Annotated in this window: 25 protein-coding genes; 17 read left to right on the forward strand and 8 right to left on the reverse strand. The window is 70.0% G+C overall.

Annotated features, from left to right (window positions below; all coding sequences use genetic code 11):
• Positions 1 to 179 precede the first annotated feature (179 nt).
• Positions 180 to 3,365 carry a bifunctional proline dehydrogenase/L-glutamate gamma-semialdehyde dehydrogenase PutA gene (putA, locus tag NRY95_02955; protein ID UYC18482.1) on the reverse strand — a complete coding sequence of 1,062 codons (3,186 nt, stop codon included), beginning with the start codon at positions 3,363 to 3,365 and terminating at the stop codon, positions 180 to 182.
• A gap of 55 nt (positions 3,366 to 3,420) precedes the next feature.
• Here putA and NRY95_02960 point away from each other — a divergent pair, with 55 nt between their 5' ends.
• From NRY95_02960 to NRY95_02990, 7 genes are all read left to right on the forward strand, one after another.
• Entirely contained in the window at positions 3,421 to 3,546 is a 126-nt protein-coding gene (locus NRY95_02960) for a hypothetical protein (GenBank protein UYC16947.1), read from the forward strand.
• Between the two features lie 93 nt (positions 3,547 to 3,639).
• Entirely contained in the window at positions 3,640 to 4,116 is a 477-nt protein-coding gene (locus NRY95_02965; protein UYC16948.1) for a DUF2244 domain-containing protein, read from the forward strand.
• 35 nt (positions 4,117 to 4,151) lie between these two features.
• Positions 4,152 to 5,126, forward strand: a complete 975-nt coding sequence (coxB, locus tag NRY95_02970; protein ID UYC16949.1) for a cytochrome c oxidase subunit II — start codon at positions 4,152 to 4,154, stop codon at positions 5,124 to 5,126.
• A 30-nt stretch (positions 5,127 to 5,156) separates the two neighbouring features.
• On the forward strand, positions 5,157 to 6,767 hold the full coding sequence (ctaD, locus tag NRY95_02975) for a cytochrome c oxidase subunit I (protein UYC16950.1): 1,611 nt from the start codon (positions 5,157 to 5,159) through the stop codon (positions 6,765 to 6,767).
• The gene (locus NRY95_02980) at positions 6,767 to 6,898 is read left to right on the forward strand and encodes a hypothetical protein (protein ID UYC16951.1); all 132 of its coding nucleotides are present in this window, start codon (positions 6,767 to 6,769) and stop codon (positions 6,896 to 6,898) included. The genes ctaD and NRY95_02980 overlap by 1 nt, the downstream gene beginning before the upstream one ends.
• Positions 6,895 to 7,485, forward strand: a complete 591-nt coding sequence (locus NRY95_02985) for a cytochrome c oxidase assembly protein (GenBank protein ID UYC16952.1) — start codon at positions 6,895 to 6,897, stop codon at positions 7,483 to 7,485. The genes NRY95_02980 and NRY95_02985 overlap by 4 nt, the downstream gene beginning before the upstream one ends.
• Positions 7,486 to 7,505: 20 nt before the next feature.
• Positions 7,506 to 8,381: a cytochrome c oxidase subunit 3 gene (locus NRY95_02990; protein ID UYC16953.1), complete on the forward strand. Its 876-nt coding sequence runs from the start codon at positions 7,506 to 7,508 to the stop codon at positions 8,379 to 8,381.
• A gap of 98 nt (positions 8,382 to 8,479) precedes the next feature.
• Here the strand turns inward: NRY95_02990 and NRY95_02995 are convergent, their stop codons facing one another.
• Positions 8,480 to 8,698, reverse strand: a complete 219-nt coding sequence (locus tag NRY95_02995; protein UYC16954.1) for a twin transmembrane helix small protein — start codon at positions 8,696 to 8,698, stop codon at positions 8,480 to 8,482.
• A 30-nt stretch (positions 8,699 to 8,728) separates the two neighbouring features.
• Here NRY95_02995 and NRY95_03000 point away from each other — a divergent pair, with 30 nt between their 5' ends.
• From NRY95_03000 to NRY95_03020, 5 genes are read left to right on the forward strand one after another with little or no spacing between them, the layout of a single operon-like run.
• Complete coding sequence (locus NRY95_03000) at positions 8,729 to 9,487, forward strand: SURF1 family protein (protein UYC16955.1); 759 nt, start codon at positions 8,729 to 8,731, stop codon at positions 9,485 to 9,487.
• Positions 9,488 to 9,514: 27 nt separating this feature from the next.
• Positions 9,515 to 10,090 carry a hypothetical protein gene (locus NRY95_03005; GenBank protein UYC16956.1) on the forward strand — a complete coding sequence of 192 codons (576 nt, stop codon included), beginning with the start codon at positions 9,515 to 9,517 and terminating at the stop codon, positions 10,088 to 10,090.
• An 11-nt stretch (positions 10,091 to 10,101) separates the two neighbouring features.
• Complete coding sequence (locus NRY95_03010; GenBank protein UYC18483.1) at positions 10,102 to 11,265, forward strand: COX15/CtaA family protein; 1,164 nt, start codon at positions 10,102 to 10,104, stop codon at positions 11,263 to 11,265.
• Positions 11,262 to 12,182: a heme o synthase gene (gene cyoE, locus NRY95_03015; GenBank protein ID UYC16957.1), complete on the forward strand. Its 921-nt coding sequence runs from the start codon at positions 11,262 to 11,264 to the stop codon at positions 12,180 to 12,182. Before NRY95_03010 ends, cyoE begins: the two co-directional genes overlap by 4 nt.
• Positions 12,179 to 12,643 carry a hypothetical protein gene (locus tag NRY95_03020; protein ID UYC16958.1) on the forward strand — a complete coding sequence of 155 codons (465 nt, stop codon included), beginning with the start codon at positions 12,179 to 12,181 and terminating at the stop codon, positions 12,641 to 12,643. Before cyoE ends, NRY95_03020 begins: the two co-directional genes overlap by 4 nt.
• A gap of 164 nt (positions 12,644 to 12,807) precedes the next feature.
• On the opposite strand, the gene NRY95_03025 is transcribed toward NRY95_03020, so the two are convergent.
• From NRY95_03025 to rpsU, 6 genes are all read right to left on the reverse strand, one after another.
• Positions 12,808 to 14,394 (reverse strand): thioredoxin family protein, encoded by a 1,587-nt coding sequence (locus NRY95_03025; protein ID UYC16959.1) that lies wholly within the window; start codon positions 14,392 to 14,394, stop codon positions 12,808 to 12,810.
• Positions 14,395 to 14,722: 328 nt separating this feature from the next.
• A complete protein-coding gene (locus NRY95_03030; protein UYC18484.1) occupies positions 14,723 to 15,706 on the reverse strand; it encodes a bile acid:sodium symporter in 984 nt (327 codons plus the stop codon).
• 285 nt (positions 15,707 to 15,991) lie between these two features.
• Positions 15,992 to 17,731 carry a DNA primase gene (dnaG, locus tag NRY95_03035; protein UYC16960.1) on the reverse strand — a complete coding sequence of 580 codons (1,740 nt, stop codon included), beginning with the start codon at positions 17,729 to 17,731 and terminating at the stop codon, positions 15,992 to 15,994.
• A gap of 67 nt (positions 17,732 to 17,798) precedes the next feature.
• Positions 17,799 to 18,713, reverse strand: a complete 915-nt coding sequence (locus NRY95_03040; protein UYC16961.1) for a YihY/virulence factor BrkB family protein — start codon at positions 18,711 to 18,713, stop codon at positions 17,799 to 17,801.
• Between the two features lie 131 nt (positions 18,714 to 18,844).
• On the reverse strand, positions 18,845 to 19,294 hold the full coding sequence (locus NRY95_03045) for a GatB/YqeY domain-containing protein (GenBank protein ID UYC16962.1): 450 nt from the start codon (positions 19,292 to 19,294) through the stop codon (positions 18,845 to 18,847).
• 290 nt (positions 19,295 to 19,584) lie between these two features.
• Complete coding sequence (rpsU, locus tag NRY95_03050) at positions 19,585 to 19,800, reverse strand: 30S ribosomal protein S21 (protein ID UYC16963.1); 216 nt, start codon at positions 19,798 to 19,800, stop codon at positions 19,585 to 19,587.
• Positions 19,801 to 19,921: 121 nt separating this feature from the next.
• Here rpsU and tsaD point away from each other — a divergent pair, with 121 nt between their 5' ends.
• From tsaD to NRY95_03075, 5 genes are all read left to right on the forward strand, one after another.
• Positions 19,922 to 21,004 (forward strand): tRNA (adenosine(37)-N6)-threonylcarbamoyltransferase complex transferase subunit TsaD, encoded by a 1,083-nt coding sequence (tsaD, locus tag NRY95_03055; GenBank protein ID UYC16964.1) that lies wholly within the window; start codon positions 19,922 to 19,924, stop codon positions 21,002 to 21,004.
• 90 nt (positions 21,005 to 21,094) lie between these two features.
• Positions 21,095 to 21,454 (forward strand): dihydroneopterin aldolase, encoded by a 360-nt coding sequence (gene folB / locus NRY95_03060; GenBank protein ID UYC16965.1) that lies wholly within the window; start codon positions 21,095 to 21,097, stop codon positions 21,452 to 21,454.
• Positions 21,455 to 21,571: 117 nt separating this feature from the next.
• Positions 21,572 to 23,020 (forward strand): circularly permuted type 2 ATP-grasp protein, encoded by a 1,449-nt coding sequence (locus tag NRY95_03065; protein UYC16966.1) that lies wholly within the window; start codon positions 21,572 to 21,574, stop codon positions 23,018 to 23,020.
• Positions 23,020 to 23,961: an alpha-E domain-containing protein gene (locus NRY95_03070; protein ID UYC16967.1), complete on the forward strand. Its 942-nt coding sequence runs from the start codon at positions 23,020 to 23,022 to the stop codon at positions 23,959 to 23,961. The genes NRY95_03065 and NRY95_03070 overlap by 1 nt, the downstream gene beginning before the upstream one ends.
• Positions 23,962 to 24,314: 353 nt before the next feature.
• Positions 24,315 to 26,492, forward strand: coding sequence for a glycoside hydrolase family 3 C-terminal domain-containing protein (locus tag NRY95_03075; protein UYC16968.1), 2,178 nt, complete (start codon positions 24,315 to 24,317; stop codon positions 26,490 to 26,492).
• The last annotated feature ends 102 nt before the right edge of the window (positions 26,493 to 26,594 follow it).

The following is a 26,594-nucleotide window of genomic DNA, read 5'->3' on the forward strand; positions in this document are numbered from 1 at the left end:
AACGCCGCCGCCGCATTGCGCCCGCAAAGGCCGCCATGCTTATTGTCGCCGAGCATTCCTGTTGGAGCGACTTCAGTCGCGACGGGCGTTACCGGTGATGCCCGTCGCGACTGAAGTCGCTCCCACAACAACTCCACTACCTGCAAATCTGAAGAAAAACGCGCTGGCGAGCGCCGTGCTCAGTCGCCCAGCGTCAGCAGCGAGGCATTGCCGCCGGCCGCGGTGGTGTTGACCGTCACCACCTTCTCGGTGGCGAAGCGCAGTAGGTAGTGCGGGCCGCCGGCCTTGGGGCCGGTGCCGGACAGGCCCTGGCCGCCGAACGGCTGCACCCCGACCACCGCGCCGATCTGGTTGCGGTTGACGTAGACGTTGCCGACCTGCACGCGCGCGGCGATGCGCTCGATGGTCTCGTCGATGCGCGAATGCACGCCCAGGGTCAGGCCATAGCCGGTGGCGTTGATCTGCTCGATCACCGCGTCGAGCTGGTCGGCCTTCCAGCGGATCACGTGCAGCACCGGGCCGAAGATCTCGCGCTGCAGCTGCGCCAGCGACTGCAGTTCGTAGGCGCGCGGGGCGAAGAAGCTGCCGTGCGCGGTGCCGTCGTCGCTGGCGGCCACCGCGATCAGGCGCGCTTCGCGGTCCATGCGCGCGGCGTGGTCGCTGAGGAGTTGCAACGCGTCGGCATCGATCACCGGGCCGACGTCGGTGGACAGCAGGCCCGGGTCGCCGATCTTCAGTTCGGCCATCGCGCCGGCGAGCATGGTCATCACCTTGTCGGCGATGTCGTCCTGCACGAACAGCACGCGCGCGGCCGAGCAGCGCTGGCCGGCGGAGATGAAGGCGCTGGCGATCGCGTCCTTGACCACCGCCTCGGGCAGCGACGAGGAGTCGGCGATGAACGCGTTCTGGCCGCCGGTCTCGGCGATCAGCACGCCGATCGCGGCATCGCGCGCGGCCAGCGCGCGGTTGATCGCGCGCGCGGTCTCGGTCGAACCGGTGAAGGCGACGCCGGCCACGCGCGCATCGCGGGTCAGCGCGGCACCGACGGTGGCGCCGTCGCCGGGCAGGAACTGCACCGCCGCTTCCGGCACGCCTGCCTCGTGCAGCAGCTTCACCGCGGCATGGCCGACCAGGTTGGTCTGCTCGGCCGGCTTGGCGATGACGCTGTTGCCGGCGGCCAGCGCCGCGGCGACCTGGCCGAGGAAGATCGCCAGCGGGAAGTTCCACGGGCTGATGCACACGAACACGCCGCGGCCGTGCAGCTGCAGTTCGTTGGATTCGCCGGTCGGCCCGAGCAGGCGCTCGGGCGCGCCGAACTGGGCGCGTGCCTGGCCGGCGTAGTAGCGCAGGAAGTCCACCGCCTCGCGCACCTCGGCGACGCCGTCGGGCAGGGTCTTGCCGGCTTCCTTGACGCACAGCGCGATGAACTCGGGCATGCGCGCTTCCAGCAGGTCGGCGGCGTGCTCGAGGATGGTGGCGCGGCTGGCGGCCGGGGTGCGGTTCCAGCCCGGCTGCGCGGCGACCGCGTTGGCCAGCGCCTTCTCCACGGTGGCGGCGTCGGCCGGCTGCCAGCGGCCGACGGTCTGGCGGCGGTCGGCGGGGTTGGTCACGTCCAGCGGCGCGCTGGAGATCACCGCGCCCGGCACCAGCGGCGCGGCCTGCCAGGGCTTGATCGCGGCGTTGAGCTGGTCGGCCAGCGCGCGCAGGTCGTTGTCGTTGGCGAGGTTGGCGCCCATGGAATTCTTCCTGTTGTGGTTCTGGCTGCGCAGCAGATCGGCCGGCAGCGGGATCTTCGGATGCGGGATGGAGGCGAACGCGGACACGGCTTCGACCGGGTCGCGGATCAGGTCCTCGATGGCCACGTCCTCGTCGGTGATGCGGTTGACGAAGCTGGAGTTGGCGCCGTTCTCGAGCAGGCGCCGCACCAGGTACGGCAGCAGGTCCTCGTGCGAGCCGACCGGCGCGTACACGCGGCACGGCACGCCCAGGCGGTCGGCGGGAATCACCTCGGCGTACAGGTCGTCGCCCATGCCGTGCAGCTTCTGGTGTTCGTAGTCCTTGCCGCCGGCGATGGCGCGCACCGCGGCGATGGTCTGCGCGTTGTGGGTGGCGAACATCGGGTACAGCGCGTCGCTGTGCGCGAACATGCGCTTGGCGCAGGCCAGGTAGGACACGTCGGTGTTCTGCTTGCGGGTGAACACCGGATAGCCCGGATGGCCCTCGACCTGCGCGCGCTTGATCTCCGCGTCCCAGTACGCGCCCTTGACCAGGCGCACCGGGATGCGGCGGCCGACGCGGCGCGCCAGGTCGGCGAGGAAGTCGATCGTGTACGGAGTGCGCTTCTGGTACGCCTGCACCGCCAGGCCGTAGCCTTCCCAGCCGTCCAGCGACGGATCGGAGAAGGTGGCCTCGATGATGTCCAGCGACAGCTCCAGGCGGTCGGCTTCCTCGGCGTCCACCGTGTAGCCGATGCCGTAGGACCGGGCCAGTTGCGCCAGTTCCAGCACGCCCGGCACCAGCTCGGCCATCACCCGCGCGCGCTTGGCGTGCTCGTAGCGCGGGTACAGCGCCGACAGTTTGATCGAGATGCTGGGCGCGGCGAACACGTCGCCGCCCGTGTACGAGCCGTTGGGGCCGCTGCGGCCGATCGCGTGGATCGCCTGGCGGTAGGCGTCGAGGTAGCGGTGCGCGTCCTGCATGGTCAGCGCGCCTTCGCCGAGCATGTCGAACGAGTAGCGGTAGTGCGCGTTGTCGCCCTTCTTCGAGCGCGACAAGGCCTCGCCGATGGTGCGGCCCATCACGAACTGGTGGCCCATGATCTTCATCGCCTGGCGCACCGCCAGGCGGATCACCGGCTCGCCGACGCGGCCGATCAGGCGCTTGAACGCGCCGGCCACGTCGGCGCGGGTCAGGTCGTTGATCTGCACCAGCTTGCCGGTGAGCATCAGCCCCCAGGTGGAGGCGTTGACCAGCACCGAGTCGCTCTCGCCCATGTGCTTCTTCCAGTCCGCATCGCCGAGCTTGTCGCGGATCAGCTTGTCGGCGGTGTCCTGGTCGGGGATGCGCAGCAGCGCCTCGGCCACGCACATCAGCAGCACGCCTTCCTCGCTGCCCAGGTCGTACTGGCGCATGAAGGCTTCGATCGCGCCCTGGTTCTGGGCGCGGGCGCGCACCCGGGTGACCAGGTCGGCGGCCAGCGCCTGCACCTTGGCCTGGTCGGCGGCGGGCAGGCGCGCCTGCTCGAGCAGTTCGCGCACGTGGTCGGCCTCGTCCTTCAGCCACGCGGCGGTGATCGCGGCGCGCAGCGCGTGGGCGGCGGGGGGCAGTTCGGGGGCAAGCAACGGCGAAGGAGACGCGGACGGCATCGCCGGTGCGGGACCGGCGCCAGACAGAGCGTTCATGCAGGAAGGACCAGGAAAGATGCGCGCATTTTATGCCAGCGCCCGCTCGCGCAGTGCGGCGGCGGCGCGCCCGGATGCCGGCGCCGGGCGCGGATGCCTGAACGTCGGCCGCAAGAATCTGGTTGCAATGCAGCATTTTTTATGATGAACCCGCGCTTGCCGGCGCGCAGGCCCGGGGCTACCATCGAATCGTTGCTCGCGGCTGGCACAGCGCGGCGGCTCGGAAGCGCGGTGCGACATGATCGAAATGTGTCCGTGTTCTGCGGAGGGAGCGGGGACGCAGCTGCGGCTGCGGCCGCCACGGGCGCTCAGTGCCCGGCAATTCGTGATGTTGTTCGCGGCGCTGGCCGGGGCGATGTGGGCGGTGGCGGTGTTGGGGTGGTGGGCCGGCAATGTGTTCGCGCCGGCGTTCGCCTTGTTGCACAGCATCGTGGTGGCGCTAGCGCTGCGCTGGTCATGGCGCAGCGGCGAGCGCGAAGAGGACATCCGGGTGGGTCCGGGCTGCGTGGAAGTGACCCGCACGAATGCAGGAACGCCGGCGTTCCGCGCCCACCCGCATTGGGTGCGGTTGCGGATCGAAGGCGACGACAGGGTGGTGCTGGCGTGCAGCGGCAAGCAGGTCCGGGTCGGCGAGTTCCTCGGCCCGGACGAGCGCCGCGCGCTGGCGCAGACCCTGGAAGGCTTGCTGGCGGCCGCGACCGGCCGCAACCGATGACGCTCCAAGGGGTCTAGGCAATGAAGCAATGCGGCATGTCGAAGCAACAGGCGGTCAGGGGCGCGATGGCATTGGCGGCGGCGCTGGCCGCACCGATGGCGTGGGCACAATCGGCCGATCCGAAACCCTGGCAGTTGAACATGGGCCGCGGCGTCACCCAGAGCGCGCGCAACGCCTACGATTCGAACATGCTGTCGCTGTGGATCTGCGCGGTCATCGGCGTGCTGGTGTTCGGCGCGATGGGCTATGCGATGTTCAAGTTCCGCAAGTCCAAGGGCGCGGTCGCGGCGCAGTTCAGCCACAACACCAAGGCCGAGGTGATCTGGACGGTGATCCCGGTGCTGATCCTGATCGCGATGGCGTGGCCGGCCACGGCCAAGCTGATCGCCATGTACGACACCCGCGACGCCGAGCTGACGGTCAAGGTCACCGGCTACCAGTGGATGTGGCGCTACGAATACCTGGGCGAGAACGTCTCCTTCACCAGCCGCCTGGCGCGCGACTCCGACCGCATGCGCCAGAGCGGCCAGGTGCCGAGCCTGGAGAGCAATCCGCACTACCTGCTCGACGTGGACAACCGGCTGGTGCTGCCGGTGAACACCAAGGTGCGCTTCGTCATCACCTCCGACGACGTGATCCACGCCTGGTGGGTGCCGGCGCTGGGCTGGAAGCAGGACGCCATCCCCGGGATCATCAACGAAGCCTGGACCGACATCGACACCCCCGGCGTGTACCGCGGCCAGTGCGCGGAACTGTGCGGCAAGGACCATGGCTTCATGCCGATCGTGGTCGAGGCGGTGTCCAAGCAGGACTTCCAGAAGTGGCTGGCGGCGCGCAAGCCCGCCCCGGCGGCGGCCCCGGCCGCGCCGGCCGCCGCACCTGCCGAAGCCCCCGCCGCGCCGGCGGCTCCGGATGCGCCCGCGCCCGAGGCCACTGCGCCGGCCGCGCCGCCGCAGGCCCTGTTGCCCCGTCTTCGTTCCGGCTCGCACCTGACCGTGCAAGCCGCCTGATCTCCTGCATTCTTTTTTGAGGTAGCCGCCATGGCCCATTCCGCAGTCGATCACCACGACGAGCACGGGCATCAGCAGAGCTTCGTGGAACGGTGGTTCTTCTCCACCAACCACAAGGACATCGGCACGCTGTACCTGCTTTTCAGCTTCACGATGTTCATCGTCGGCGCGGCGATGAGCGTGGTGATCCGTGCGGAGCTGGCGCAACCGGGCCTGCAGTTCGTCAAGCCCGAGTTCTTCAACCAGATGACCACCGTGCACGCGCTGGTGATGATCTTCGGCGGGGTGATGCCGGCCTTCGTCGGCCTGGCCAACTGGATGATCCCGCTGCAGATCGGCGCGCCGGACATGGCCCTGCCGCGCATGAACAACTGGTCGTTCTGGCTGCTGCCGGTGGCCTTCACCCTGCTGCTGCTGACCTTCTTCCTGCCCGGCGGCGCGCCGGCCGGCGGCTGGACCCTGTACCCGCCGCTGTCGCTGCAGGGCGGCTACAACGTCGCCTTCAGCGTGTTCGCGATCCACGTCGCCGGCATCAGTTCGATCATGGGTGCGATCAACATCATCGCCACCGTGCTGAACATGCGCGCGCCCGGCATCGACCTGCTGAAGATGCCGATCTTCTGCTGGGCCTGGCTGATCACCGCGTTCCTGCTGATCGCGGTGATGCCGGTGCTGGCCGGCGCGGTGACCATGCTGCTGACCGACAAGTTCTTCGGCACCAGTTTCTTCAATGCGGCCGGCGGCGGCGACCCGGTGATGTACCAGCACATCTTCTGGTTCTTCGGGCATCCGGAGGTCTACATCATGATCCTGCCGGCGTTCGGCGTGGTCAGCGAGATCATCCCGACCTTCAGCCGCAAGCCGCTGTTCGGCTACCAGGCGATGGTGTACGCGATCGCCGCGATCGCGTTCCTCAGCTTCATCGTCTGGGCGCACCACATGTTCACCGTGGGCATGCCGCTGGGCGGCGAGATCTACTTCATGTTCGCCACCATGCTGATCTCCATCCCCACCGGGGTGAAGGTGTTCAACTGGGTCAGCACCATGTGGCAGGGCTCGCTGACCTTCGAGGCGCCGATGCTGTGGGCGGTGTCGTTCGTCATCCTGTTCACCATCGGCGGCTTCTCCGGGCTGATGCTGGCGATCGTGCCGGCCGACTTCCAATATCACGACACCTATTTCGTGGTCGCGCACTTCCACTACGTGCTGGTCACCGGCGCGGTGTTCGGGCTGATCGCCGCGGTGTACTACTGGTGGCCGAAGTGGACCGGGCGCATGTACAGCGAGGCCTGGGGCAAGTTCCACTTCTGGTGGACGATGCTGTTCGTCAACCTGCTGTTCTTCCCACAGCACTTCCTCGGCCTGGCCGGCATGCCGCGGCGTATTCCCGACTACAACGTGGTGTTCGCCGACTGGAATCTGGTCAGCTCGATCGGCGCGTTCGGCATGTTCGTCACCCCGTTCCTGATGGCCGGCATCCTGCTGGCGTCGCTGCGCAACGGCGCACGCGCCGAGGCGCGGTCCTGGGAAGGCGCGCGCGGCCTGGAATGGACCGTGCCGTCGCCGGCGCCGGCGCACACCTTTACCTTGCCGCCGGTGCTCAAGCCCGGCGACCTGGCCCACGACGACATCAGCCACTGATGACCGCGCAGACGCCGCTCGACGAAATGGCCCTGCGCCGCAAGCGCGCCGTGCGCACCGCGCTGGTGGTGGGCGCCGTGGCGGTGCTGATCTATGCCGGCTTCATTCTGTCCGGGGTGATCGGCCGATGAGCGCGCCGGCGCCGCGCGTGCACAACAGCGCCGGGCTGTTCAAGCTGGTCGGCGTGGCGCTGGCGGTGTTCGTGCTGACCTTCTCGCTGGTGCCGCTGTACCGCATCGCCTGCGAGAAGGTGTTCGGCGTGCGCCTGGAGCGCGGTCCGGGCGAAGGCCCGCAGGCGGGCAAGCCGCTGGTCGGCAAGCGCACGGTCAAGGTCGAGTTCGACGGCGGGGTGAATTCCAAGCTGCCGTGGTCGTTCCATCCCGAGCAACTGACCATGCAGGTGGTGCCCGGCGAACTCAACGAGGCGCTGTACTACGCGCGCAACGACGGCGAACGCGCCATCGTCGGCAGCGCGGTGCCGTCGGTGGCGCCGGCGCGCGCGTCCGGCTACTTCACCAAGACCGAGTGTTTCTGCTTCACCGCGCAGACCCTGCAGGCCGGCGAGAAGCGCGACATGCCGGTGCGCTTCATCGTCGACCCGAACCTGCCTGGCGACATCACCACCATCACCCTGTCGTATACCTTCTTCAAGAACGATGCGCTGAGCGCGGAACTGGGATCGCCGAAACTGGCCGGTTCCGCGCGCGCGGCCCCTTGACCTCACCCGGAACGCCCGCCATGGCCCAGCCCAGCACCGACGCCACTGCCTATTACGTGCCCAGCCAGAGTCGCTGGCCGTTCATCGGCTCGATCGCGATGTTCGTGACCATGATCGGCGTGGCCAGTTGGCTCAACGACGCGGACTGGGGCAAGTGGACCTTCTTCATCGGCATCGCGATGCTGGTGGCGACCTTGTTCATGTGGTTCGGCGACGTGATCCGCGAGTCGATCGCCGGGCACTACAACCGCCAGGTCGATGTGTCGTTCCGCATGGGCATGGTCTGGTTCATCTTTTCCGAAGTGATGTTCTTCGGCGCGTTCTTCGGCGCGCTGTTCTACACCCGCACCTTCATCCTGCCGTGGCTGGGCGGCGCCGGCGACGGGGTGATGACCAACGCGCTGCTGTGGGACGGCTATTCGGCGGCCTGGCCGACCAACGGCCCGGGCGCGATCGGCGGCCAGTTCCAGACCATTCCGGCGTGGGGCCTGCCGCTGATCAATACGCTGATCCTGCTCAGCTCCGGCGTGACCCTGACCATCGCCCACCACGCGCTGAAGGCCGGGCAGCGCACGCGGCTGCTGGTGTTCCAGGGGCTGACCGTGCTGCTGGGCTGCACCTTCCTGTACTTCCAGGCCGAGGAATACATCCACGCCTACAAGGAACTCAACCTGACCCTGGGCTCGGGCATCTACGGCTCGACCTTCTTCATGCTCACCGGCTTCCACGGCGCGCACGTGCTGCTGGGCACGATCATGCTGCTGGTGATGTGGCTGCGCTCGGCGCGCGGGCATTTCAGCCGCGACAACCACTTCGCCTTCGAAGCGGCGGCGTGGTACTGGCATTTCGTCGATGTGGTGTGGCTGGCGCTGTTCCTGTTCGTCTATGTACTTTGACGGCTGGGATTAGGGATTCGGGATTGGGGATTCGGCAAAGCAGGGGCGCTGATCACGCGATTCCCCATTCCCGATTCTCCATTCCCGGCTCGGCCGCGTCAGCGGCCGAGTCCGTGCGGCTTGATCACGCCTGTGTAGATGCCCAGGATCACCAGCAGGATCAGGCACACCGATAGGCCGATGCGCCAGGTCAGTGCGTTCACCGTGCGCTTGCTCTGGCCGCGGTCCACCAACAGGTAGTACAGGCCGGCGCCGAGGTTCCACAGAATGAGCAGCAGGAACGCGACGATCAGCAGGGTTTTCAGCGAGTCGTTCATGGGCGTCTCGGTGCACGGTATCGCCGCATTATGACCCTCGCCGCGTCCTCGCGCGTCGCCGCGCGCGCGCGCATGCCGCTGTGGCTGGGCTGGAGCATCGCCTTGGCGGTGGCGCTGGGATTCTGCGCGCTGGGCCGCTGGCAATTGCTGCGCATGCACGAGAAACAGGCGCTGCTCGCGCAGGCCGCGCACATCCGCGATCGTCCGCAGGCCTTGGCCGACGCGCTGCGCGCGGCGCGGCCGACGCAGCTGGCCTGGGTGCACGGCGCTGGCCGTTTCCTGCCCGGGCAGATCCTGCTCGACAATCAACTGCGCGAGGGCCGCAGCGGGGTCAAGGTCTACCAGCCGTTCCTGGCCGATGGCGCCTCCGCGCCGCTGCTGGTCGAACTGGGCTGGTTGCCGCTGCCGGCCGATCGCGCGCTGCCCAGGCCGGTGCCGGTGCAGGGGCGGCACACGCTGGTCGGCCTGCTCGGGCCGGTGCCGTCGCACGGGCTGACCCTGGGGCCGGCGCTGGTCGCCGCGCCGGCGCCGCAGCTGTGGCTGGCGATGCGCATCGAGCCGGCAGCGATCGGCCAGGCGCTCGGCCGCCGCGACATTTTGTCGCAGGTGCTGCGCCTGGATCCGGCCCTGCCGCTGGGCTATCCGCGCGACCTGGACATGCTGCCGAACACGCTGCCGCCCGAGCGCCACTTGGGTTACGCGGTGCAATGGTTCGGCCTGGCGCTGGCCGTGCTGATCACCGCGGGCCTGCTCAGCTGGCGCGCGCGCAAGGGGCGAGGCGGGCGCTGAGCGCGCGCGCATGAGAAAATCCCCGGCATGAATGCCTCCCCTTCGGCTCCACGCCAGGCGACCGCACGCGGCCGCTGGACGTTGATCGCCCTGTTCGCCCTGTTCTTCGGCTCGATGCTGGTCGCCGGCGCCTTGCGCTTCTCCGGCTGGCAGCCGCCGGGCAACCGCAACCACGGCGAGCTGCTGCAGCCGCCGGGCGACCTGCGCGCGCTGCAACCGCGGCGCGACGACGGCAGCGTCTACGCCTGGCATCCGCAGCAGCGGCTGTGGCGCATCGCGCTGGCGCCGCCCAGCGACTGCGCCACCGCCTGCGAGGCGCTGGCGCGCGACCTGGACAAGGTCTGGCAACTGTTCGGCCACGACGCCGACCACGTGCAGATCCTGTGGATCGGCACGCCGCCGGCGGCGGTGCGCGCGCTGCCGCAGGTACGCGTGCTGCGTGCCGACGCCGCGCTGCTGGCCGGTCTGCCGCGCGTGCACGACGCGGCCGGGGTGCCGGTCTACGTGATCGATCCGAACGGCTTCGTGGTGCTGCGCTACGCGCCGGGCTTCGACCCGGCCGGGCTGCGCGCGGACCTGTCGAAGCTGCTGAAACTCCTGTGAGCCGTCCCCCTATGAACCTGTTCGCGCCACCGGCGCTGTTTCGGCACTTCCACCGCATGGCCTGGCTGGCGGCGCTGTTCACCGCCAGCACGATCATGTTCGGTTCGTTCGTGCGCCTGTCCGATGCGGGCATGAGCTGCCCGGACTGGCCGACCTGCTATGGCCGGGTGACCTGGCCGCAGAGCAGCGACGAGGCCAACGCGCACGCGGCCAGCAAGATCCGCCCGCTGGAGACGCACAAGGCCTGGCGCGAGCAGGTGCACCGTTTCCTGGCCGGGGCGCTGGGCGTGGAAGTGCTGGTGCTGTCGCTGTTGGCCGCACGACGGCGGCGCCTGGGCATCGCCCAGATCGTCGGCGCCGCGCTGCTGGTGGCGCTGTCGATCCCGCTGTACATGTCCGGCTGGCCGTCGCTGGCGATGGCGCTGGCCGCTGCCGGCGAAGCGATCCTGCTGCTGGCGGCGCTGCGCTGGTCCAATGCCGACCTGGCGCGCGCGGCGGTGCTGACCCTGGCGGTGGTGATCTTCCAGGCGCTGCTGGGCATGTGGACGGTGACCCTGCTGCTCAAGCCGATCGTGGTGATGGGGCATCTGCTCGGCGGCCTGCTGATGTTCTCGCTGCTGGTGTGGATGGCCTGGCGCGCCACCCACCTGCCGATCACCCTGGCCGATGCGTCGCGGCTGAAGTGGCTGCTGCGCATCGGCGTGGCGCTGCTGGCGCTGCAGATCGCGCTCGGCGGCTGGGTCAGCGCCAACTATGCGGCGCTGGCCTGCGGCGGCGGCAGCTGGTCGGCCGACAACTTCCCGCGCTGCGTCAGCCAGTGGTGGCCGCCGCACGATTTCCGCGAAGGCTTCACCCTGTGGCGCGGCATCGGCGTGGACTACGAAGGCGGCGTGCTCGACGGCGCGGCGCGCATCGCGATCCAGATGGCGCACCGGATGATGGCGCTGCTGGTGGCGGCCTACCTGCTGTGGCTGGGCTGGCGGCTGAGCCGCTCGCCGGGCATGCGCGGCTGGGCCGCGGCGCTGGCGCTGTTGCTGGTGGCGCAGGTCAGCCTGGGCATCCTCAACGTCAAGCTGGCGCTGCCGCTGCCGGTGGCGGTGCTGCACAACGCCGGCGCGGTGGCGCTGCTGTTCGTGCTGGTGTCGCTGCTGGCGCGGCTGCGGGCGCCGCAATGAGCGCCAAGGGCCTCCACTGGCGCGACTACTGGGACCTGACCAAGCCCAAGGTGGTGGCGCTGATCGTGTTCACCGCGCTGGTCGGGATGTGCCTGGCGATTCCGGGCGTGCCGACCTGGGCGCAGGTGCGCACCGGTTTGATCGGCTTCTTCGGCATCTGGCTGGCGGCATCGGCCGCGGCGGCGATCAACCAGTTGCTGGACGCGCGCATCGACGCGCAGATGGCGCGCACCTCGTGGCGGCCGCTGGTGGTGGGCAAGGTGCTGCCGTGGCAGGTGCTGCTGTTCGCCACCGCGCTGACCGCGCTGTCGATGGCGATCCTGGTGCTCTGGGTCAACACCATCACCGCGGTGCTGACCTTCGCCTCGCTGATCGGCTATGCGGTGATCTACACCGTGTTCCTGAAGCGCACCACGCCGCAGAACATCGTCATCGGCGGCCTGGCCGGCGCGGCGCCGCCGCTGCTGGGCTGGGCCGCGATCACCGGCATGCAGGGCCAGTGGGACTGGGCCTACGCCTCGCTGCTGGTGCTGATCATCTTCGTGTGGACGCCGCCGCACTTCTGGGCGCTGGCGATCTTCCGCCGCGCCGACTACGCCAAGGCCTCGATCCCGATGCTGCCGGTCACCCACGGCGTGGCGCATACGCGCAAGCAGATCCTGGTGTACACGCTGCTGCTGGTGGTGGCGACGCTGCTGCCGGCGGCGGTAGGCATGAGCGGTGTGTTCTACCTCGGCGGCACACTGGTGCTCGACGCGGTGTTCGTCTGGTACGCCTGGCGCATGCTCGATCCGCCGGACGAGATGTTCTCGATGCGCATGTTCGGCTATTCGATCGTGTACCTGATGGCGCTGTTCGCGTTCCTGCTGGTGGATCACTGGTTGCTGCCGGCACTGCCGATGCCGATCGGCGCGTGAGCCGCCTGCGTCACGCCGGGCTGCTGGCGCTGGCGGCGCTGCCGTTGCCGGCCTCGGCGTGGGACACGCCGGAGCAGGCGATCGACGCCTACCTGGCCTTCGAGCTGGACGGCGGGCGGCTGCAGGCCTGGCCGTTCGCGCGCTACATCGTGGCGCCGCGCGGCTACGACGAACCGGGCTGGGACGTGCTGCATGCGGTGCGCGGCTGGCAGCGCGGCGCGGTGCGGTGCGACCATCCCGCGCGTTGCGAGGTCGTGGTGCTGTTCGAATACGCCGACACGCTGGCCCTGCCGGCGGCATGGCAACTGATGCCGCATCCGCATGGCGGCAGCGAGCGGGTGCGCTATACGCTGCAGCAGCAGCCCGCGCCGGACGGCTGGCGCGTGGCCTCCACGCTTGGCCCGCCGCGGGTCAGGCTGAAGGAGGTGGCGACGCTGTGGCCGGAAACTGCGGCCGACTGAGCCGCGCCGATCGACCGCGGCGCGCGGGCGCTGGCGCCGCAGCCGGTGCAGGCCGGAGCGGCTCCGATGGCGCACTGCCTTCGTTCGATGGCGCCCGGTGCGGCGCGCGCGCTGCCCGCAGGCGCGTGCGCCAACACCGGCGCACGCCGCGATGACCCGGGCGCTCAGCTCAGCCAGTGCTGGCAGCCGTCGCGGTCCTGGCTGCCGCAGCTTTGCTGCATCTTGTGCTGCAGGCGTGCGAGCACGGCGCTGCCGCCATGGCCCTTGCTCCAGCCTTGCAGGGCCTTGGCCAGGGTGTCGAAGCGCTGCCTGGTGCGCTGGTGGTAGCCGCCGGGCTGCCCGGCCAGTTCGCCGATGACCTGGCCGGCGGCGGCCTCGATCGCGGCCGCATTGTCCGGCTGCAGCCGGATCAGCCCATCGACGTAGAGCACGCCCCACTGCACCCGGGTGGCGGGGCCTTCGGCGCTCTCGTAGGCCTTCTTCAGCCAGTACAGCGCGGTCTGCCTGTCGCCGCGCGCCTCGGCCAGGCCGGCCAGTTCCGGCATGTAGTAGTACGGCGTCTTGCTGCGCCCCAGCTCCGCCAGCAGCAGCTGTTCGGCGCCGGCGCTGTCGCCGGCGTCGTCGAGCAGGCCGGCGGCATTGCTGATCGTGGACTGGCGTTCGTAGTCGGTCCTGGCGGCCTGCTCGGCCCACTGCACGCGCTGCTGCACCTTGGCGACCACCGCGGCCGGCAGCGGCGGATGCGGCCCATCGCCGGCATCGGCCGGCTGGCCCTGCGCCAGCCGCGCCAGCTGGATGTCGGCGTACGCGGTGTCCAGGCGGTCGCTGATCGGCAGGCTGCTGTCGGCGTAGACCCGGTCCAGCGCGCCGGTCAGCGCGGTGGACAGCGTGGTCCGCTCGCCGGCATCGGCGGCCGCGGCCTGCACCAGTTCGCGCGCCGAATAGGTCAAGGTGCTGCGGTTGGCGCGCACCTCGGCCGGATCGGCGAGTACCGCCTGCAGCAGGCGGCGATCGGTGGCGCGGCGCTTGGCGTCGGTGGCGCCGGCCTTGTCCGGATCCCGCGCGGCCAGCGCCAGCAGCGCGAAGCGGCGCTGCAGCGCCGGCTGCGGCGCGGCGGCGGCCAGCTGCGCGAGCACGCCGGCGGCCTGCTCCGGCTTGACCAGCTGGCTGGCGTCCACCGCCCAGCCGTATTCGCCGAGCAGGGTCCAATCGTCGGCGCTGAGCGTGGCCGGCGCCTGCAGCGCCTTCTGCAGCAACTGCGCCGAGGTGGTGGTGCGGGTCGCGGCCACGCGCAAGGCCTCGGCCAGGCGCCCGGTGTCGCTGTCGCCCGCCAGGCGGGTGATTTCGCTGCGATCCGGGCGCAGCACGATGATGGTCGGGTAGCCCTTGATGCCGAAGCGTTCGCCCCAGGCCTGCGCGCCTTCCGAATCGCCGTCCAGATGCACCGCGACGAAGGCGCGGGTGCGGGCGATGAAGGCCGGGTCCTTGAACAACGTGGCCTTGAGCCGGTTGCACGGCGGGCACCAGGCCGCGCCCCAGTACAGCAGCACCGGCTTGTTGTGCTCGCGCGCCTCGGCGAAGGCGTCGTCGACGTCGCCCTCGCGCCAGGCGATGCCGGCGCTGTCCGCCGCCTTGGCCGGCGCGGCGGTCTGCGGCTTGGCGGGAGCGGGCGGCTTGTCGCAGCCGCCCAGCGCCAGCATGGCGGCGAGGCTGGCGGAGGTCATCAAGGAAAGGCGGAGCGTACGGCTCATGCGTCGGTCACCGGGCGAAGAGGGGAGGGCGGCAACGGCGGATGCCGTGCAGGCCATGGCGCCGATCGCGCACTCTACCTAGGCGCTCGTGCCGCGGGGACCTGCCGGACCTGCCGGTTGCGCATTTGCATATACCGCGATTCAGCGACGGCGGCCAGCGCGCGCTTGCGGCACGGACCATGGCGCGGCGCCGGGCGGCAGCCATTGCGCAGCGTTCCGGCGTCGCCAGCGCAGACCTGGCCGATCGGCGTGCCGCGCACGAACAGGACAGCGCCGTGCGTTGAACCCGGGCAGGCAGGGCCGAGCCGCCGCCGCTGCGACGCGGTCGCTAGTCGTGTTTCGCGGTCTTCGCATCGCGCGCATAGCGCTGCGCGACGAAGGCGCAGACGATCAGCTGGATCTGGTGATAGATCATCACCGGCAGCACGATCGCGCCCAGGCTGCCGCTGGCGAACAGCACCTTGGCCATCGGCACGCCGGTGGCCAGGCTCTTCTTGGAGCCGCAGAACACGATCGGGATCTCGTCATGGCGGCCGAAGCCCAGCCGCCGCGCGGCGAAGGTGATCAGCCCCATCGCCAGCGCCAGCAGCAGCGCGGCCACCGCCGCCACGCCGAGCAGCGCCGGCAGCGGCGTCTTGCGCCACAGGCCCTCGATCACCGCGGCGCTGAAGGCGGTGTACACCACCAGCAGGATCACGCCCTGGTCGGTGTAGCGCAGCACCGCGCGGCGCCGCTCGACCCAGGCGCCGACCCAGGGCCGCAGCAGGTGGCCGGCGACGAACGGCACCAGCAGCTGCAGCATGATCTTGCCCATCGCCTCGAGCGGGTTGGCCATCGCGCTCTGCGCGCCGGCCAGCAGGCCCATCAGCAGCGGCGTCAGGAACACCCCGAGCAGGCTCGACAGCGAGGCGCTGCACACCGCCGCCGGCACGTTGCCGCCGGCCATCGAGGTGAACGCGATCGACGACTGCACCGTGGACGGCAGCGCGCACAGGAACAGCACGCCGATGTACAGCTCCGGGGTCAGCAGCCAGTGCGACAGGGGCTTGAGCAGCAGCCCCAGCAGCGGGAACAGCACGAAGGTGGCGGCGAGGATGGTCAGGTGCAGGCGCCAGTGCAGCGCGCCGGCGACGATCGCCTCGCGCGACAGGCGCGCGCCGTGCAGGAAGAACAGCGCGGCGATGGCGATGTCGGTGACGTCGTCCATGATCGCCGCCGCCTGGCCCTGCACCGGCAGCAGCGAGGCCAGCAGCACGGTGCCGAGCAGGGCCAGGGTGAAGGGTTCGATGCGGAGTTTCTTCAGCAGGCTCATCGGGAATGGAATCTCGGCGAAGGGGGCCGCCGGCAGCGGCGGCACGGAAACGAGGACGATCCTGGGTGCGCCACGGCGCCGTCGTGCGTCGCGCTCGCGACCGTCGCGGTAGCGCAGGATGCGGCGGTGCGGTATCTGCACCAGCGTAGACCAGGCGCAGTGGCGCGGGCATCGCGTGGGCGCGGGAGCGCGCTGCGTGCCGCATGCGCTGCAGACCGCGGATGGCGCCGGTCGTGCATGCGTGCAAGCGCAGCACGCAGCTTGGCCGCACGTCCGCGCATCATGTCAGCGCGCACCGGGGCGCAGCCGCAGCAGCTCGCGCAGTTCGTACTTGTCGGTTTCGTCCAGGCCCTGCGCGCGCTGCTTGGCCTGCAGTTCCTCCAGCCGTTGCTGCAGGGTCTGCCGCTCCAGCTGCACCACCACGTCGTGCAGTTCCTGGCGCCAGCTGGCGGTCTCGCCGGGGATGTCCTGCACCGCCAGCTTCTGCAGCGCGGGCAGTTCCTCGCGTTCGTGGAAGTGTTCGAGCAGCGCGCCGGTGGAGATGTCCGGGCGGGTGTGCACGATCTCCAGCAGCTCGATCATCAGCTCGATGCCGGGCAGGCGCAGGCCGGCGAACGGGTAGGGCGGGGGCAGCTCCAGCGCCAGCGAGGGCGTGTGCAGCAGGCGCACGATCGCCTCGCGTACCAGGCTGCGTTTTTGCGTCGGCCGTGCCGCTGCGCGCGGCGGCGGCTTGGCCAGTTGCGCGGCGGCGGGCGCGGGGCCGCCGATGCCGGTGATCTCGGCCAGGCGCTGGCGCATCAGGTCGCCGAACGCGCCATCGGGAATCTGCGCCAGCATCGGCCGCGCGCGCTCGGCCAGCCGCGCCCTGCCGTCGAGCGTGGCCAGGTTGACCTCGCGCGACAGTTCGTCGAAGAAGAACTGCGACAGCGGCGTGGCCTGCTGCAGGCGCGCGGCGAAGCCGTCGGCGCCTTCCTTGCGCACGATGCTGTCCGGGTCCTCGCCGTCGGGCAGGAACAGGAAGAACGCCTGGCGCCCATCCTTCATCCGCGGCAGCACCGACTCCAGCGCCTTCCAGCCGGCGCGGCGGCCGGCGGCGTCGCCGTCGAAGCAGAAGAACACGTCCGGCGCGTTGCGGAACAGCAGCTCGGCGTGGTCGGAGGTGGTCGCGGTGCCCAGCGTCGCCACCGCCTGGGTGACGCCGAACTGGAACAGCGAGACCACGTCCATGTAGCCCTCGACCACGATCAGCCGCTCGATCTTCTGGTTGGCCTGGCGCACCTGCCACAGGCCGTACAGCTCGCGGCCCTTGTGGAACAGCGCGGTCTCCGGCGAGTTCAGGTACTTGGGGCCGTCGTCCTTGTCCATGACCCGGCCGCCGAAGGCGATGACCCGGCCGCGGCGGTCGAAGATCGGGAACATGACCCGGTCGCGGAACTTGTCGTAGACGTGGCCGCGCTCGTTCTTGGAGAACAGCCCGGCGCGCTCGAGCAGCTTGTGGCGGCGCTCGTCGGTGCCCAGCGCGTCCTTCAGCGCGCTGTAGCCGTCCGGCGCATAGCCGATCTGGAAGCGCGCGCGGTTGTCGGCGTCCACGCCGCGGCCGTCGAGGTAGCTGCGCGCCTTGTCGCTGGACTCGAGCTGGCGCTGGAAGAACCTGGTCGCCGCGTCGAGTGCCGAGTACAGGTCGCGATGGTCGTCGCCGGCGGCCTGCGCGGCGCCGCGCTGCTGCGCGTCGCGCGGCACTTCCATGCCGGCGCGCTTGGCCAGTTCGTCGACCGCGTCGAGGAACTCCAGGCGGTCGTAGTTCATCAGGAAGCTGATCGCGGTGCCGTGCGCGCCGCAGCCGAAGCAGTGGTAGAACTGCTTGGTCGGCGAGACCGTGAACGAGGCCGAGCGCTCGTCGTGGAACGGGCAGCGCGCGGCGTATTCCTTGCCCTGGCGCTTCAGCGGCACGCGCGTGCCGACCACCTCGACGATGTCGGTGCGGGCGAGCAGGTCGTCGATGAACGCGTCGGGGATGCGGGCCATGGGCGATAGGATGCCATGCGCCCGCGCCGCAGCCACGGGTCGCGCGGCGAAACCGGTTATTGCGCGGTTAGACCTGCGGCGGAACCGCGGCGATCGCGCTGGCGTCGATCCCGGCCGCAGCGAGCTTGCGCCGCGAGCGCAGGCGTTCGTCGATCACCGCGGTGATCAGCGCGCCGACGAAGAACACCACGGTGGCGTAGTAGATCCATACCAGCAGGATCACCAGCGCGCCCATCGAGCCGTAGGCGCTGCCCGGCGCGGCGGTGGCGATGTACAGGCCGATCGCATAGCGCCCGGCCACGAACAGGCAGGCGGTGATCGCGCCGCCGATCACCGCTTGCCGCCATTCCACGCGCCGGTCCGGCAGGTAGTGGTAGAGCACGGCGAAGGCCAGGATGTAGATCGCCAGCGTGGAGGCGTAGCCCACCGCCGGCAGCAGCGACGGCAGGCGCGCGAAGGCGACCTGCAGCACCGTGGTCAGGATCATCGAGATCAGCAGCAGGAAGCCCAGCGCGAACACCACGCCGAACGAGAACACGCGCTTCTTCAGCCACGCCACGATGCCTTCCAGGCGCTGCTTGTCGGTGCGGAAGATCAGGTTCAGCGCGTTCTGCAGCTGCGCGAACACCGCGGTGGCGCCGACGAACAGCAGCAGCGTGCTCCACAGCCCGGCCAGCGAGCCGACGTTGGGCTGGTTCTTGGCGTTGTCGATGATGGTCTGCGCCACTTCGCGCGCGCCGTGTCCGGCCAACTGCCCGATCTGCTCGATGAAGGCCTGCTGCGCCTGCGGGTACAGCGAGGCGGTCAGCCACAGCAGCAACACCAGCAGCGGCGCCAGCGACAGCAGCGCGTAGAACGACAGCGAAGCGGCCTGGGTCATCACGTCGATCTCGACGAAACGCCGCAGCAATGCCGCCGGCAGGCTCTGCTGCAGGCGTTCGAGGTGTTTTTGCAGGCGGGTGGGCGACAGCGACAGGGACATGGGAGCGGCGACGGCCTTGCAGCGGGCGCGGCAGGTGATGCCGGGCCCGCGGATGCGCGTGGAAGGTGTCGCAGGCTCGCGGGGGTTGTAGCAGCCCGGCGCCGAAAGGCGGGTGAAGCCCGCCTGCGCGATCAGCCGGCCAGTTGCTGCTTGACCAGCACTGAGACCAGGCTCATGTCGGCCTTGCCGGCCAGCGCCGGCTTCAGCACGGCCATCAGCTTGCCCATGTCGGCCGCGCTGCTGGCGCCGGTCTGCGCGATCGCGGCCTGGATCGCGGCGACGATCTCCGCCTCGCCGAGCTTGGCCGGCAGGTAGCGCTCGATCACCACGATCTCCTCGCGCTCGATCGACGCCAGGTCCTCGCGCCCGGCCGCGGCGTACTGGCTCACCGAGTCCTTGCGCTGCTTGACCATCTTGTCCATCAGCGCCAGCACCGCGGCGTCGTCCACGTCCTTGCGCTCGTCCACTTCCTTCTGCTTGATCGCGGCGTTGATCAGCCGGATCACGCCCAGGCTGTGCGTGTCGCGGGCCTTCATCGCGGCCTTCATGTCGTCGGTGAGCTGCTGCTTGAGGGTCGTCATGAGGGGCTCCAGGGGGAAAGAAAGGGGGGTGTCATTCTAGGCGCTGCGCCGTCTCGGTCCCGGCGGGACCAATCCGGCGCAAGCGCAAGCAGCGCGCGGGATCGGTCCTGCTGCGGGCCGAGACCGGCGTGCCGGACCGCGCGGCAGCCCGCTGCGGGGTGGCTGGCCGCCGCGCTGGACCTTAATCCCGGGCCACACAAAAAGCCGGCGACGCTTGCGCGTGCCGGCTTCGTGGGCTTACCGTAGCGGATGCCGAAACCGGCACACCCCGCTACCGCAAACCGCGATCCTCAGTACAGACGCTGGCGCTTGGTGACGTCGCGAGACGTACGGCGCAGCTGGCGCTTCACCGCAGCTGCGGCCTTGCGCTTGCGTTCCTGGGTCGGCTTTTCGTAGAACTCGCGCTTGCGGGTTTCGGCCAGCACGCCGGCCTTTTCGCAGGTGCGCTTGAAGCGGCGGAGCGCAAACTCGAAGGGCTCGTTCTCGCGGACTTTGACGCTGGGCATGGAATCTCCGGGACACAATGGTGACCGGGTCACGCCCGGCGAGCCGCACATTATAGCGACTGATTTGCTGGCTGCAAGCGGGACGTTTGCCTGCCGCCGATTCGGCCCCACAATGGCAGCCATGAGAGTCCTCGGCATCGAATCCAGCTGCGACGAAACCGGCGTCGCCGTCTACGACACCGCCCTATCCGGCGCCGCCGCGCTGCGCGCGCACGGGCTGTACAGCCAGATCGCGCTGCACGCCGAATACGGTGGCGTGGTGCCGGAACTGGCCAGCCGCGACCACGTGCGCAAATTGCTGCCGCTGATCCGCCAGACCCTGGCCGAGGCCGGGCTGCAGGTGCGCGACATCGACGGGGTCGCCTATACGGCCGGCCCTGGCCTGGTCGGCGCCTTGCTGGTCGGCGCCGGCGTCGCCCGCGCGCTGGCCTGGGCGCTGGAGGTGCCGGCGATCGGCGTCCACCACATGGAAGGCCACCTGCTGGCGCCGCTGATGGAGGACCCGGACCCGGTGCACGGCGTGCCGGCGCCGCCGTTCGTGGCGCTGCTGGTGTCCGGCGGACACACCCAGCTGATCGCGGTGGAGGCCATCGGCCGGTACCGCCTGCTCGGCGAGACCCTGGACGACGCCGCCGGCGAGGCCTTCGACAAGACCGCCAAGATGATGGGCCTGCCGTATCCGGGCGGCCCGCAGCTGGCCGCGCTGGCCGCGCAGGGCACGCCGGGACGGTTCCGCTTCGCGCGGCCGATGACCGACCGGCCCGGGCTGGATTTCAGTTTCTCCGGGCTCAAGACCCAGGTGCTGCTGGCCTGGCGCGGCAGCGACCAGAGCGAGAGCACCCGCGCCGACATCGCCCGCGGCTTCGAGGATGCGGTGGTGGAGACGCTGGCGATCAAGTGCGAGCGCGCGCTGCAGGCGGCCGGCAGCGGCACCATCGTGGTTGCCGGCGGCGTCGGCGCCAACGTGCGCCTGCGCGCCAAGCTGCAGGCGATGGCGCAGGCGCGCGGCGGCCGCGCCTGTTTCCCGCGCCCGGCGCTGTGCACCGACAACGGCGCGATGATCGCCTTCGCCGGCGCGCTGCGCCTGCAGGCCGGCCAGTCCAGCGACGCGGCGGTGCGGGTGACGCCGCGGTGGGACATGGCTTCGCTGCCGCCGTTGGCGGCGGCAGCGGGGGAATCGGGAATGGGGAATCGGGAATCGTAAAAGCGGGTTCCGAGCGGTTTTCGCCTTTGCCTCCGCTTTTGCGTTTGCTCTTACCATTCCCCATTCTCGACTCCCCATTCCCGGCCCCCAATGGATAAAGTTTTCATCGAAGGTCTAGAGATCGACGCGCTGATCGGCATCTACGATTGGGAGCGGCGGATCCGGCAGACCTTGCGCTTCGATCTGGAGATGGGCTTCGACAACCGCGTGCCGGCGGCCAGCGACGACATCGCCGATACGCTCAACTACAAAGCGGTCAGCAAGCGTCTGGTGGAGCTGGTCGAGCAGTCCGACTACGGCCTGGTGGAAACGCTGGCCGAGCGCTGTGCGGCCGCGGTGCTGGCCGAGTTCGAGGTGCGCTGGCTGCGGCTGAAGCTGAGCAAGCCGGGCGCGGTGCGCGGTGCGCAGGCGGTGGGCGTGATCATCGAGCGCAGCCGCGACGCCGGCTGAGCGCGCGCCGGCGCGGCATCGCCGCAGCCGCTTGACGCTCATTCCGGTTCCGGGCATGTTGCTGTGCAACGCAACACTTGGCCGATCGCGCTCGGTGGCGTACAACGACGGGGCACGATGGACTGGAGCAAGTACCGCACGGCCACCTACGACGAGCTGATCCAGGCAGATGGTCAGCCGCGTCCCGCCGCCCGCCGGGTCATCGAATACCTGTCCAGCCTGTCCGGCCGCGAATTGTCCGAGCGCCAGCTCGCCGCCGATGTCGCCGCGCGGGTCATGGGCATCACCTTCACCGTCTATTCCGATGGCCGCAACGTCGATCGCACGCTGCCGTTCGATCTGATCCCGCGGGTGATCCCGCTGCGCGAATGGCAACGCACCGAAGCCGGGCTGAAGCAGCGCATGCGCGCGCTCAACCTGTTCATCGGCGACGTCTACGGCGCGCAGCGCATCGTCAAGGACAAGGTGTTCCCGGCGATGCTGCTGGAGCACTCGGTGAACTTCCGCCCGCAGTGCGTGGGCATCACCCCGGCGCTGGGCGTGTGGGCGCACATCTGCGGCTCGGACCTGGTGCGCGATGCCGACGGCACGCTGTACGCGCTGGAGGACAACCTGCGCATTCCCAGCGGCGTGTCGTACATGCTGGAAAACCGCATGGTCGCCAAGCGCGTGTTTCCCGAACTGTTCGAGACCAGCGCGATCCTGCCGGTGGACGAATATCCGGCGCAGCTGTACGACACCCTGGCCGCGCTGTCGCCGCGTCCGGGCGACCAGCCGGTGATCGCACTGCTGACCCCCGGCATCTTCAACAGCGCGTATTTCGAGCACGCCTACCTGGCGCAGGCGATGGGCATCGAGCTGGTCGAGGGCGACGACCTGTTCGTCGCCGACGACGACTGCACCTACATGCGCACCATCTACGGGCCGCGCCGGGTCGACGTGATCTATCGCCGGGTCGACGACCTGTTCATCGATCCGGAAGTGTTCCACCCCGATTCGGTGCTCGGCGTGCCCGGGCTGATCCGCAGCTGGCGCGCCGGCAAGGTGGCGCTGGCCAATGCGCCCGGCGCCGGCGTGGCCGACGACAAGGTGGTGTTCGCCTACGTGCCGAAGATGATCCGCTACTACCTGGACGAGGAGCCGATCCTGCCCAACGTGCCCAGCTACCTGTGCCACGACGACAAGGACCGCAAGTACGTGCTCGAGCACCTCGACGAACTGGTGGTGAAGCCGGCCAACGAATCCGGCGGCTACGGCATGCTGATCGGGCCGCGCTCGACCAAGCGCCAGCGCGAGGAGTTCCGCAAGCTGATCCAGGCCGATCCGCGCAACTACATGGCGCAGCCGACGCTGGGCCTGTCCACCGCGCCGATCGTGACCGAGGTCGGCCCGTCGGCGCGGCATCTGGACCTGCGCCCGTTCATCCTGTCGCGCGAGGACGTCTACGTCACCACCGGCGGGCTGACCCGGGTGGCGATGGAAGAGGGCTCGCTGGTGGTCAATTCCTCGCAGGGCGGCGGCGCCAAGGACACCTGGGTGGTGGACCTGGACGAGGAGACGGACTGATGCTGTCGCGGGTCGCCGACAACCTCTACTGGTTCAGCCGCTACGTGCGCCGCGCCGAGACCACCGCGCGCCTGGTCGGCGTGGGCAGCCTGCTGCAGCTGGACCTGCCGCGCTCGGTGCGTTTCGCCTGGCGGCCGATGATCGACACGGTCGGCGCCGGCGAGATCTTCAACGTCTGGTTCCCGCACGCCGGCGACGACGTCGGCGACGCCGACGTGGTGCGCTTCCTGCTGCTGGACGAGCGCAATCCGTCCTCGCTGCGCAGTTCGGCGCGGCAGGCGCGCGAACTGCTGCGCGGCATCCGTGACACGCTGCCGCAGGAAGTGTGGGAGGCGGTCAACGACCTGCACCTGTACATCGACGCCAACGGCGAGCGCAGCGTCGGCCGCCGCTACCGGATGGAGTTCCTGGGCCACGTCACCGACGCCTGCCTGAAGGTCTCCGGTCTGCTCACCGCCAACGTCAGCCGCGACATCGGCTTCCAGTTCCTGCGCCTGGGCACGGCGATCGAACAGGCCGACATGACCACGCGCATCATCGACGCCGGCGCCTCGGGCCTGATCACCCCGCGCAAGGCCGACGATCTGGAGGCCTACCAGAACATGCAGTGGATGAGCGTGCTGCGCTCGCTGGCCGCCTACCAGATGTACCGGCGCCACGTGCGCCAGCGCGTCACCGGCGAGCATGCGCTGCGCTTCCTGCTGCAGAACAACGATTTCCCGCGCAGCGTGCATTTCTGCCTGACCCGCGCCCAGCACATCCTGCCGACCATGCCGCCGCGGCCGACCGTGGAGCGGGCGCTGATGCGGATCAACGGGCTGGTGCGCAATGCCGATCCGTCCTATCTGGCGCGGCACAATCCGGCCGAGTTCATGGACGAGATCCAGACCCATCTCGGCTACCTGCACAGCGCGATCGCCGAGGCCTACTTCAGCTCGTGAGCGGCGCCTGGCCGGCGCGGCGCCGGTCGCCTCACGCTGCCGCCCGGGCTGTGCGGCCGGCGTGTCGCAAGGTGGTTGAGACGCAATCCGGCATGGACCGAGGGCGCAGGACCGCTACGATCGCCGCCGCGCCCGCTGGGCGCGAGACACCTGTGCCGGCCAGTGCGGAGTGCGACGCGCGCGGCGCAAACGGTTCAGCGGCGGGATGCAGGGGCGTATGGCGGCACTGGTCGCCAGCGGCGGGCGACGGTAGACAGTTCCCTGAATAGGCGGATCCGGCGCCGGGATTTGCTCTTTCTTCTGGCCGGAGAGCTAGAATTGACGGCTATGTAAACGTTTTCTCAAAGGACCCCATGGCTTCGGATCGTATCGAATCGCTCATCGCCCGCATGACCGTCGAAGAGAAGGTCGGCCAGCTCGGCGCCTTCGCCGACATGGTGCGCCCGTTCGCGCCGGACGTGAATCCGGAAGCGAACGTCAGCAATGCCGACGAGGTGCTGCAGCAGGTGCGCGCCGGCCTGGTCGGCTCGCTGTTCAACGGCGCGGGCGCCGACCTGGGGCGGCGGATCCAGCGCACGGCGCTGGAAGAGAGCCGCCTGGGCATTCCGGTGATCCTGGCCGCGGACGTGATCCACGGCATGCGCACGGTGTTCCCGATCCCGCTGGGCGAGGCCGCCAGCTTCGAGCCGGAGCTGGCCGAGCGCACCGCGCGCGCCACCGCGGTCGAGGCCACCGCCGCCGGCATCCACTGGACCTATGCGCCGGCGGTGGACATCGCCCGCGACCAGCGCTGGGGCCGCGGCGCCGAGGGCGCCGGCGAGGACGTGGTGCTGGGCTGCGCGTTCGCCGCCGCCCGCGTGCGCGGCTTCCAGGGCCCGGACCTGCGCGCGCACGACGCGCTGCTGGCCACGCCCAAGCACTTCGCCGCCTACGGCGCGGTCGCCGCGGGCATGGAATACAACAGCGTGGACATCGCCCCGCAGACCCTGCGCGACGTGCACCTGCCGCCGTTCCAGGCCGCGTTCGGCGCCGGCGCGCTGAGCGTGATGACCTCGTTCAACGACATCAACGGCGTGCCGGCCAGCGCCAACCACGAACTGCTGACCGAGATCCTGCGCGGCGAATGGAAATTCCCCGGCGTGGTGATCTCCGACTACACCGCCGACATGGAACTGATCGCGCACGGCTATGCGGCCGACGAGCGCGACGCGACCAAGAAGGCGTTCCTGGCCGGCATGGACATGAGCATGCAGAGCGGTTTCTACGCCGCGCACCTGCCGTCGCTGGTAGAGGATGGCGAAGTGCCGATGGCCGCGCTGGACGAAGCGGTGCGGCGGGTGCTGACGCTGAAGGAAACCATCGGCCTGTTCGACGATCCGTACCGTTCGCTGGACCCGCAGCGCGAGGCCGACCAGTCGCACATCGCCGCGCACGATGCGCTGTCGCGCGAGGCGGCGCGGCGCTCGATCGTGCTGCTGAAGAACGACGGCGACGTGCTGCCGCTGCGCAAGCGTGGACAGAAGATCGCGCTGATCGGGCCGTTCGTGCAGGACCGCGAGAACATCGAGGGTTGCTGGACCCTGTTCGGCGACAAGACCCGCTACGTGACCCTGGAAGCCGGCGTACGCGCCGCGCTGGGCGATAGCGATGCGTTGAGCGTGGTGCCGGGCTGCGAGCTGGAAGCGCCGCTGGACGGCGGCATCGACGCGGCGGTGGCCGCCGCGCGCGCCGCCGACGTGGTGGTGCTGGCGCTGGGCGAGCCGCAGCGCTACAGCGGCGAGGCGCAGTCGCGCACGCAGATCGTGCTGCCGCCGGCGCAGCAGGCGCTGGCCGAAGCCGTCGCCGCCACCGGCACGCCGCTGGTGGTGTTGCTGCGCAACGGCCGCGCGCTGGCGCTGCAGGGCGCGGTGCGCGACGCGGCGGCGATCGCGGTGACCTGGTACCTGGGCACGCAGACCGGCCCGGCGGTGGCCGACGTGCTGTTCGGCGACTACAACCCTTCGGCGCGGCTGCCGGTCAGCTTTCCGCTCGATCCGGGCCAGCAGCCGTACTTCTACAACCACGCGCGCACCGGCCGGCCGGAACTGCCGACGATGAGCGAGTTCAAGGCGCGCTGGCGCGAGATCCCGAACGCGCCGTTGTATCCGTTCGGCCACGGCCTGAGCTACACCCGCTTCGCCTACGGCGCGCCGCAGCTGGATCGCGTGCAGCTGGGCTGGGACGACACGCTGACCGTGACCACCCGCATCGACAACGTCGGCGAGCGCGACGGCGAGGAAGTGGTGCAGCTGTACGTGCACGATCGCGTCGCCAGCCGGGTGCGCCCGGTGCGCGAACTGAAGGGCTTCCGCAAGGTGCGACTGGCGCCGGGGCAGGGCATGGACGTGGTGTTCACCCTGGACCGCCGCACCCTGGCCTTCAGCGGCAGCGACGGCCAGTTCAAGGCCGAGCCGGGGCTGTTCGACCTGTGGGTCTGCGCGTCGTCGGCCAGCGGCGAGCCGGCCGGTTTCGAGCTGTTGCCGCCGCGCTGAGACCTGCGCGCAGGCGTCCATGCCACGGGCGCCTGCGCGGCGTCCGCTGGCGTCGCCGCTGCAGCGCAGTGCGGGCGGCGACCCGTCTACGTTGCGCGAGCG

Source organism: Xanthomonas campestris pv. phormiicola (assembly GCA_025666215.1).
Classification (GTDB): domain Bacteria; phylum Pseudomonadota; class Gammaproteobacteria; order Xanthomonadales; family Xanthomonadaceae; genus Xanthomonas_A; species Xanthomonas_A campestris_A.

Coding starts and splice junctions, on each gene's coding strand:
- putA (UYC18482.1), bottom strand. CDS start 3,365: ATGCCGTCCGCGTCTCCTTCGCCGTTGCTTGCCCCCGAACTGCCCCCC.
- NRY95_02960 (UYC16947.1), top strand. CDS start 3,421: ATGCGCGCATTTTATGCCAGCGCCCGCTCGCGCAGTGCGGCGGCGGCG.
- NRY95_02965 (UYC16948.1), top strand. CDS start 3,640: ATGATCGAAATGTGTCCGTGTTCTGCGGAGGGAGCGGGGACGCAGCTG.
- coxB (UYC16949.1), top strand. CDS start 4,152: ATGTCGAAGCAACAGGCGGTCAGGGGCGCGATGGCATTGGCGGCGGCG.
- ctaD (UYC16950.1), top strand. CDS start 5,157: ATGGCCCATTCCGCAGTCGATCACCACGACGAGCACGGGCATCAGCAG.
- NRY95_02980 (UYC16951.1), top strand. CDS start 6,767: ATGACCGCGCAGACGCCGCTCGACGAAATGGCCCTGCGCCGCAAGCGC.
- NRY95_02985 (UYC16952.1), top strand. CDS start 6,895: ATGAGCGCGCCGGCGCCGCGCGTGCACAACAGCGCCGGGCTGTTCAAG.
- NRY95_02990 (UYC16953.1), top strand. CDS start 7,506: ATGGCCCAGCCCAGCACCGACGCCACTGCCTATTACGTGCCCAGCCAG.
- NRY95_02995 (UYC16954.1), bottom strand. CDS start 8,698: ATGAACGACTCGCTGAAAACCCTGCTGATCGTCGCGTTCCTGCTGCTC.
- NRY95_03000 (UYC16955.1), top strand. CDS start 8,729: ATGACCCTCGCCGCGTCCTCGCGCGTCGCCGCGCGCGCGCGCATGCCG.
- NRY95_03005 (UYC16956.1), top strand. CDS start 9,515: ATGAATGCCTCCCCTTCGGCTCCACGCCAGGCGACCGCACGCGGCCGC.
- NRY95_03010 (UYC18483.1), top strand. CDS start 10,102: ATGAACCTGTTCGCGCCACCGGCGCTGTTTCGGCACTTCCACCGCATG.
- cyoE (UYC16957.1), top strand. CDS start 11,262: ATGAGCGCCAAGGGCCTCCACTGGCGCGACTACTGGGACCTGACCAAG.
- NRY95_03025 (UYC16959.1), bottom strand. CDS start 14,394: ATGAGCCGTACGCTCCGCCTTTCCTTGATGACCTCCGCCAGCCTCGCC.
- NRY95_03030 (UYC18484.1), bottom strand. CDS start 15,706: ATGAGCCTGCTGAAGAAACTCCGCATCGAACCCTTCACCCTGGCCCTG.
- dnaG (UYC16960.1), bottom strand. CDS start 17,731: ATGGCCCGCATCCCCGACGCGTTCATCGACGACCTGCTCGCCCGCACC.
- NRY95_03040 (UYC16961.1), bottom strand. CDS start 18,713: ATGTCCCTGTCGCTGTCGCCCACCCGCCTGCAAAAACACCTCGAACGC.
- NRY95_03045 (UYC16962.1), bottom strand. CDS start 19,294: ATGACGACCCTCAAGCAGCAGCTCACCGACGACATGAAGGCCGCGATG.
- rpsU (UYC16963.1), bottom strand. CDS start 19,800: ATGCCCAGCGTCAAAGTCCGCGAGAACGAGCCCTTCGAGTTTGCGCTC.
- tsaD (UYC16964.1), top strand. CDS start 19,922: ATGAGAGTCCTCGGCATCGAATCCAGCTGCGACGAAACCGGCGTCGCC.
- folB (UYC16965.1), top strand. CDS start 21,095: ATGGATAAAGTTTTCATCGAAGGTCTAGAGATCGACGCGCTGATCGGC.
- NRY95_03065 (UYC16966.1), top strand. CDS start 21,572: ATGGACTGGAGCAAGTACCGCACGGCCACCTACGACGAGCTGATCCAG.
- NRY95_03070 (UYC16967.1), top strand. CDS start 23,020: ATGCTGTCGCGGGTCGCCGACAACCTCTACTGGTTCAGCCGCTACGTG.
- NRY95_03075 (UYC16968.1), top strand. CDS start 24,315: ATGGCTTCGGATCGTATCGAATCGCTCATCGCCCGCATGACCGTCGAA.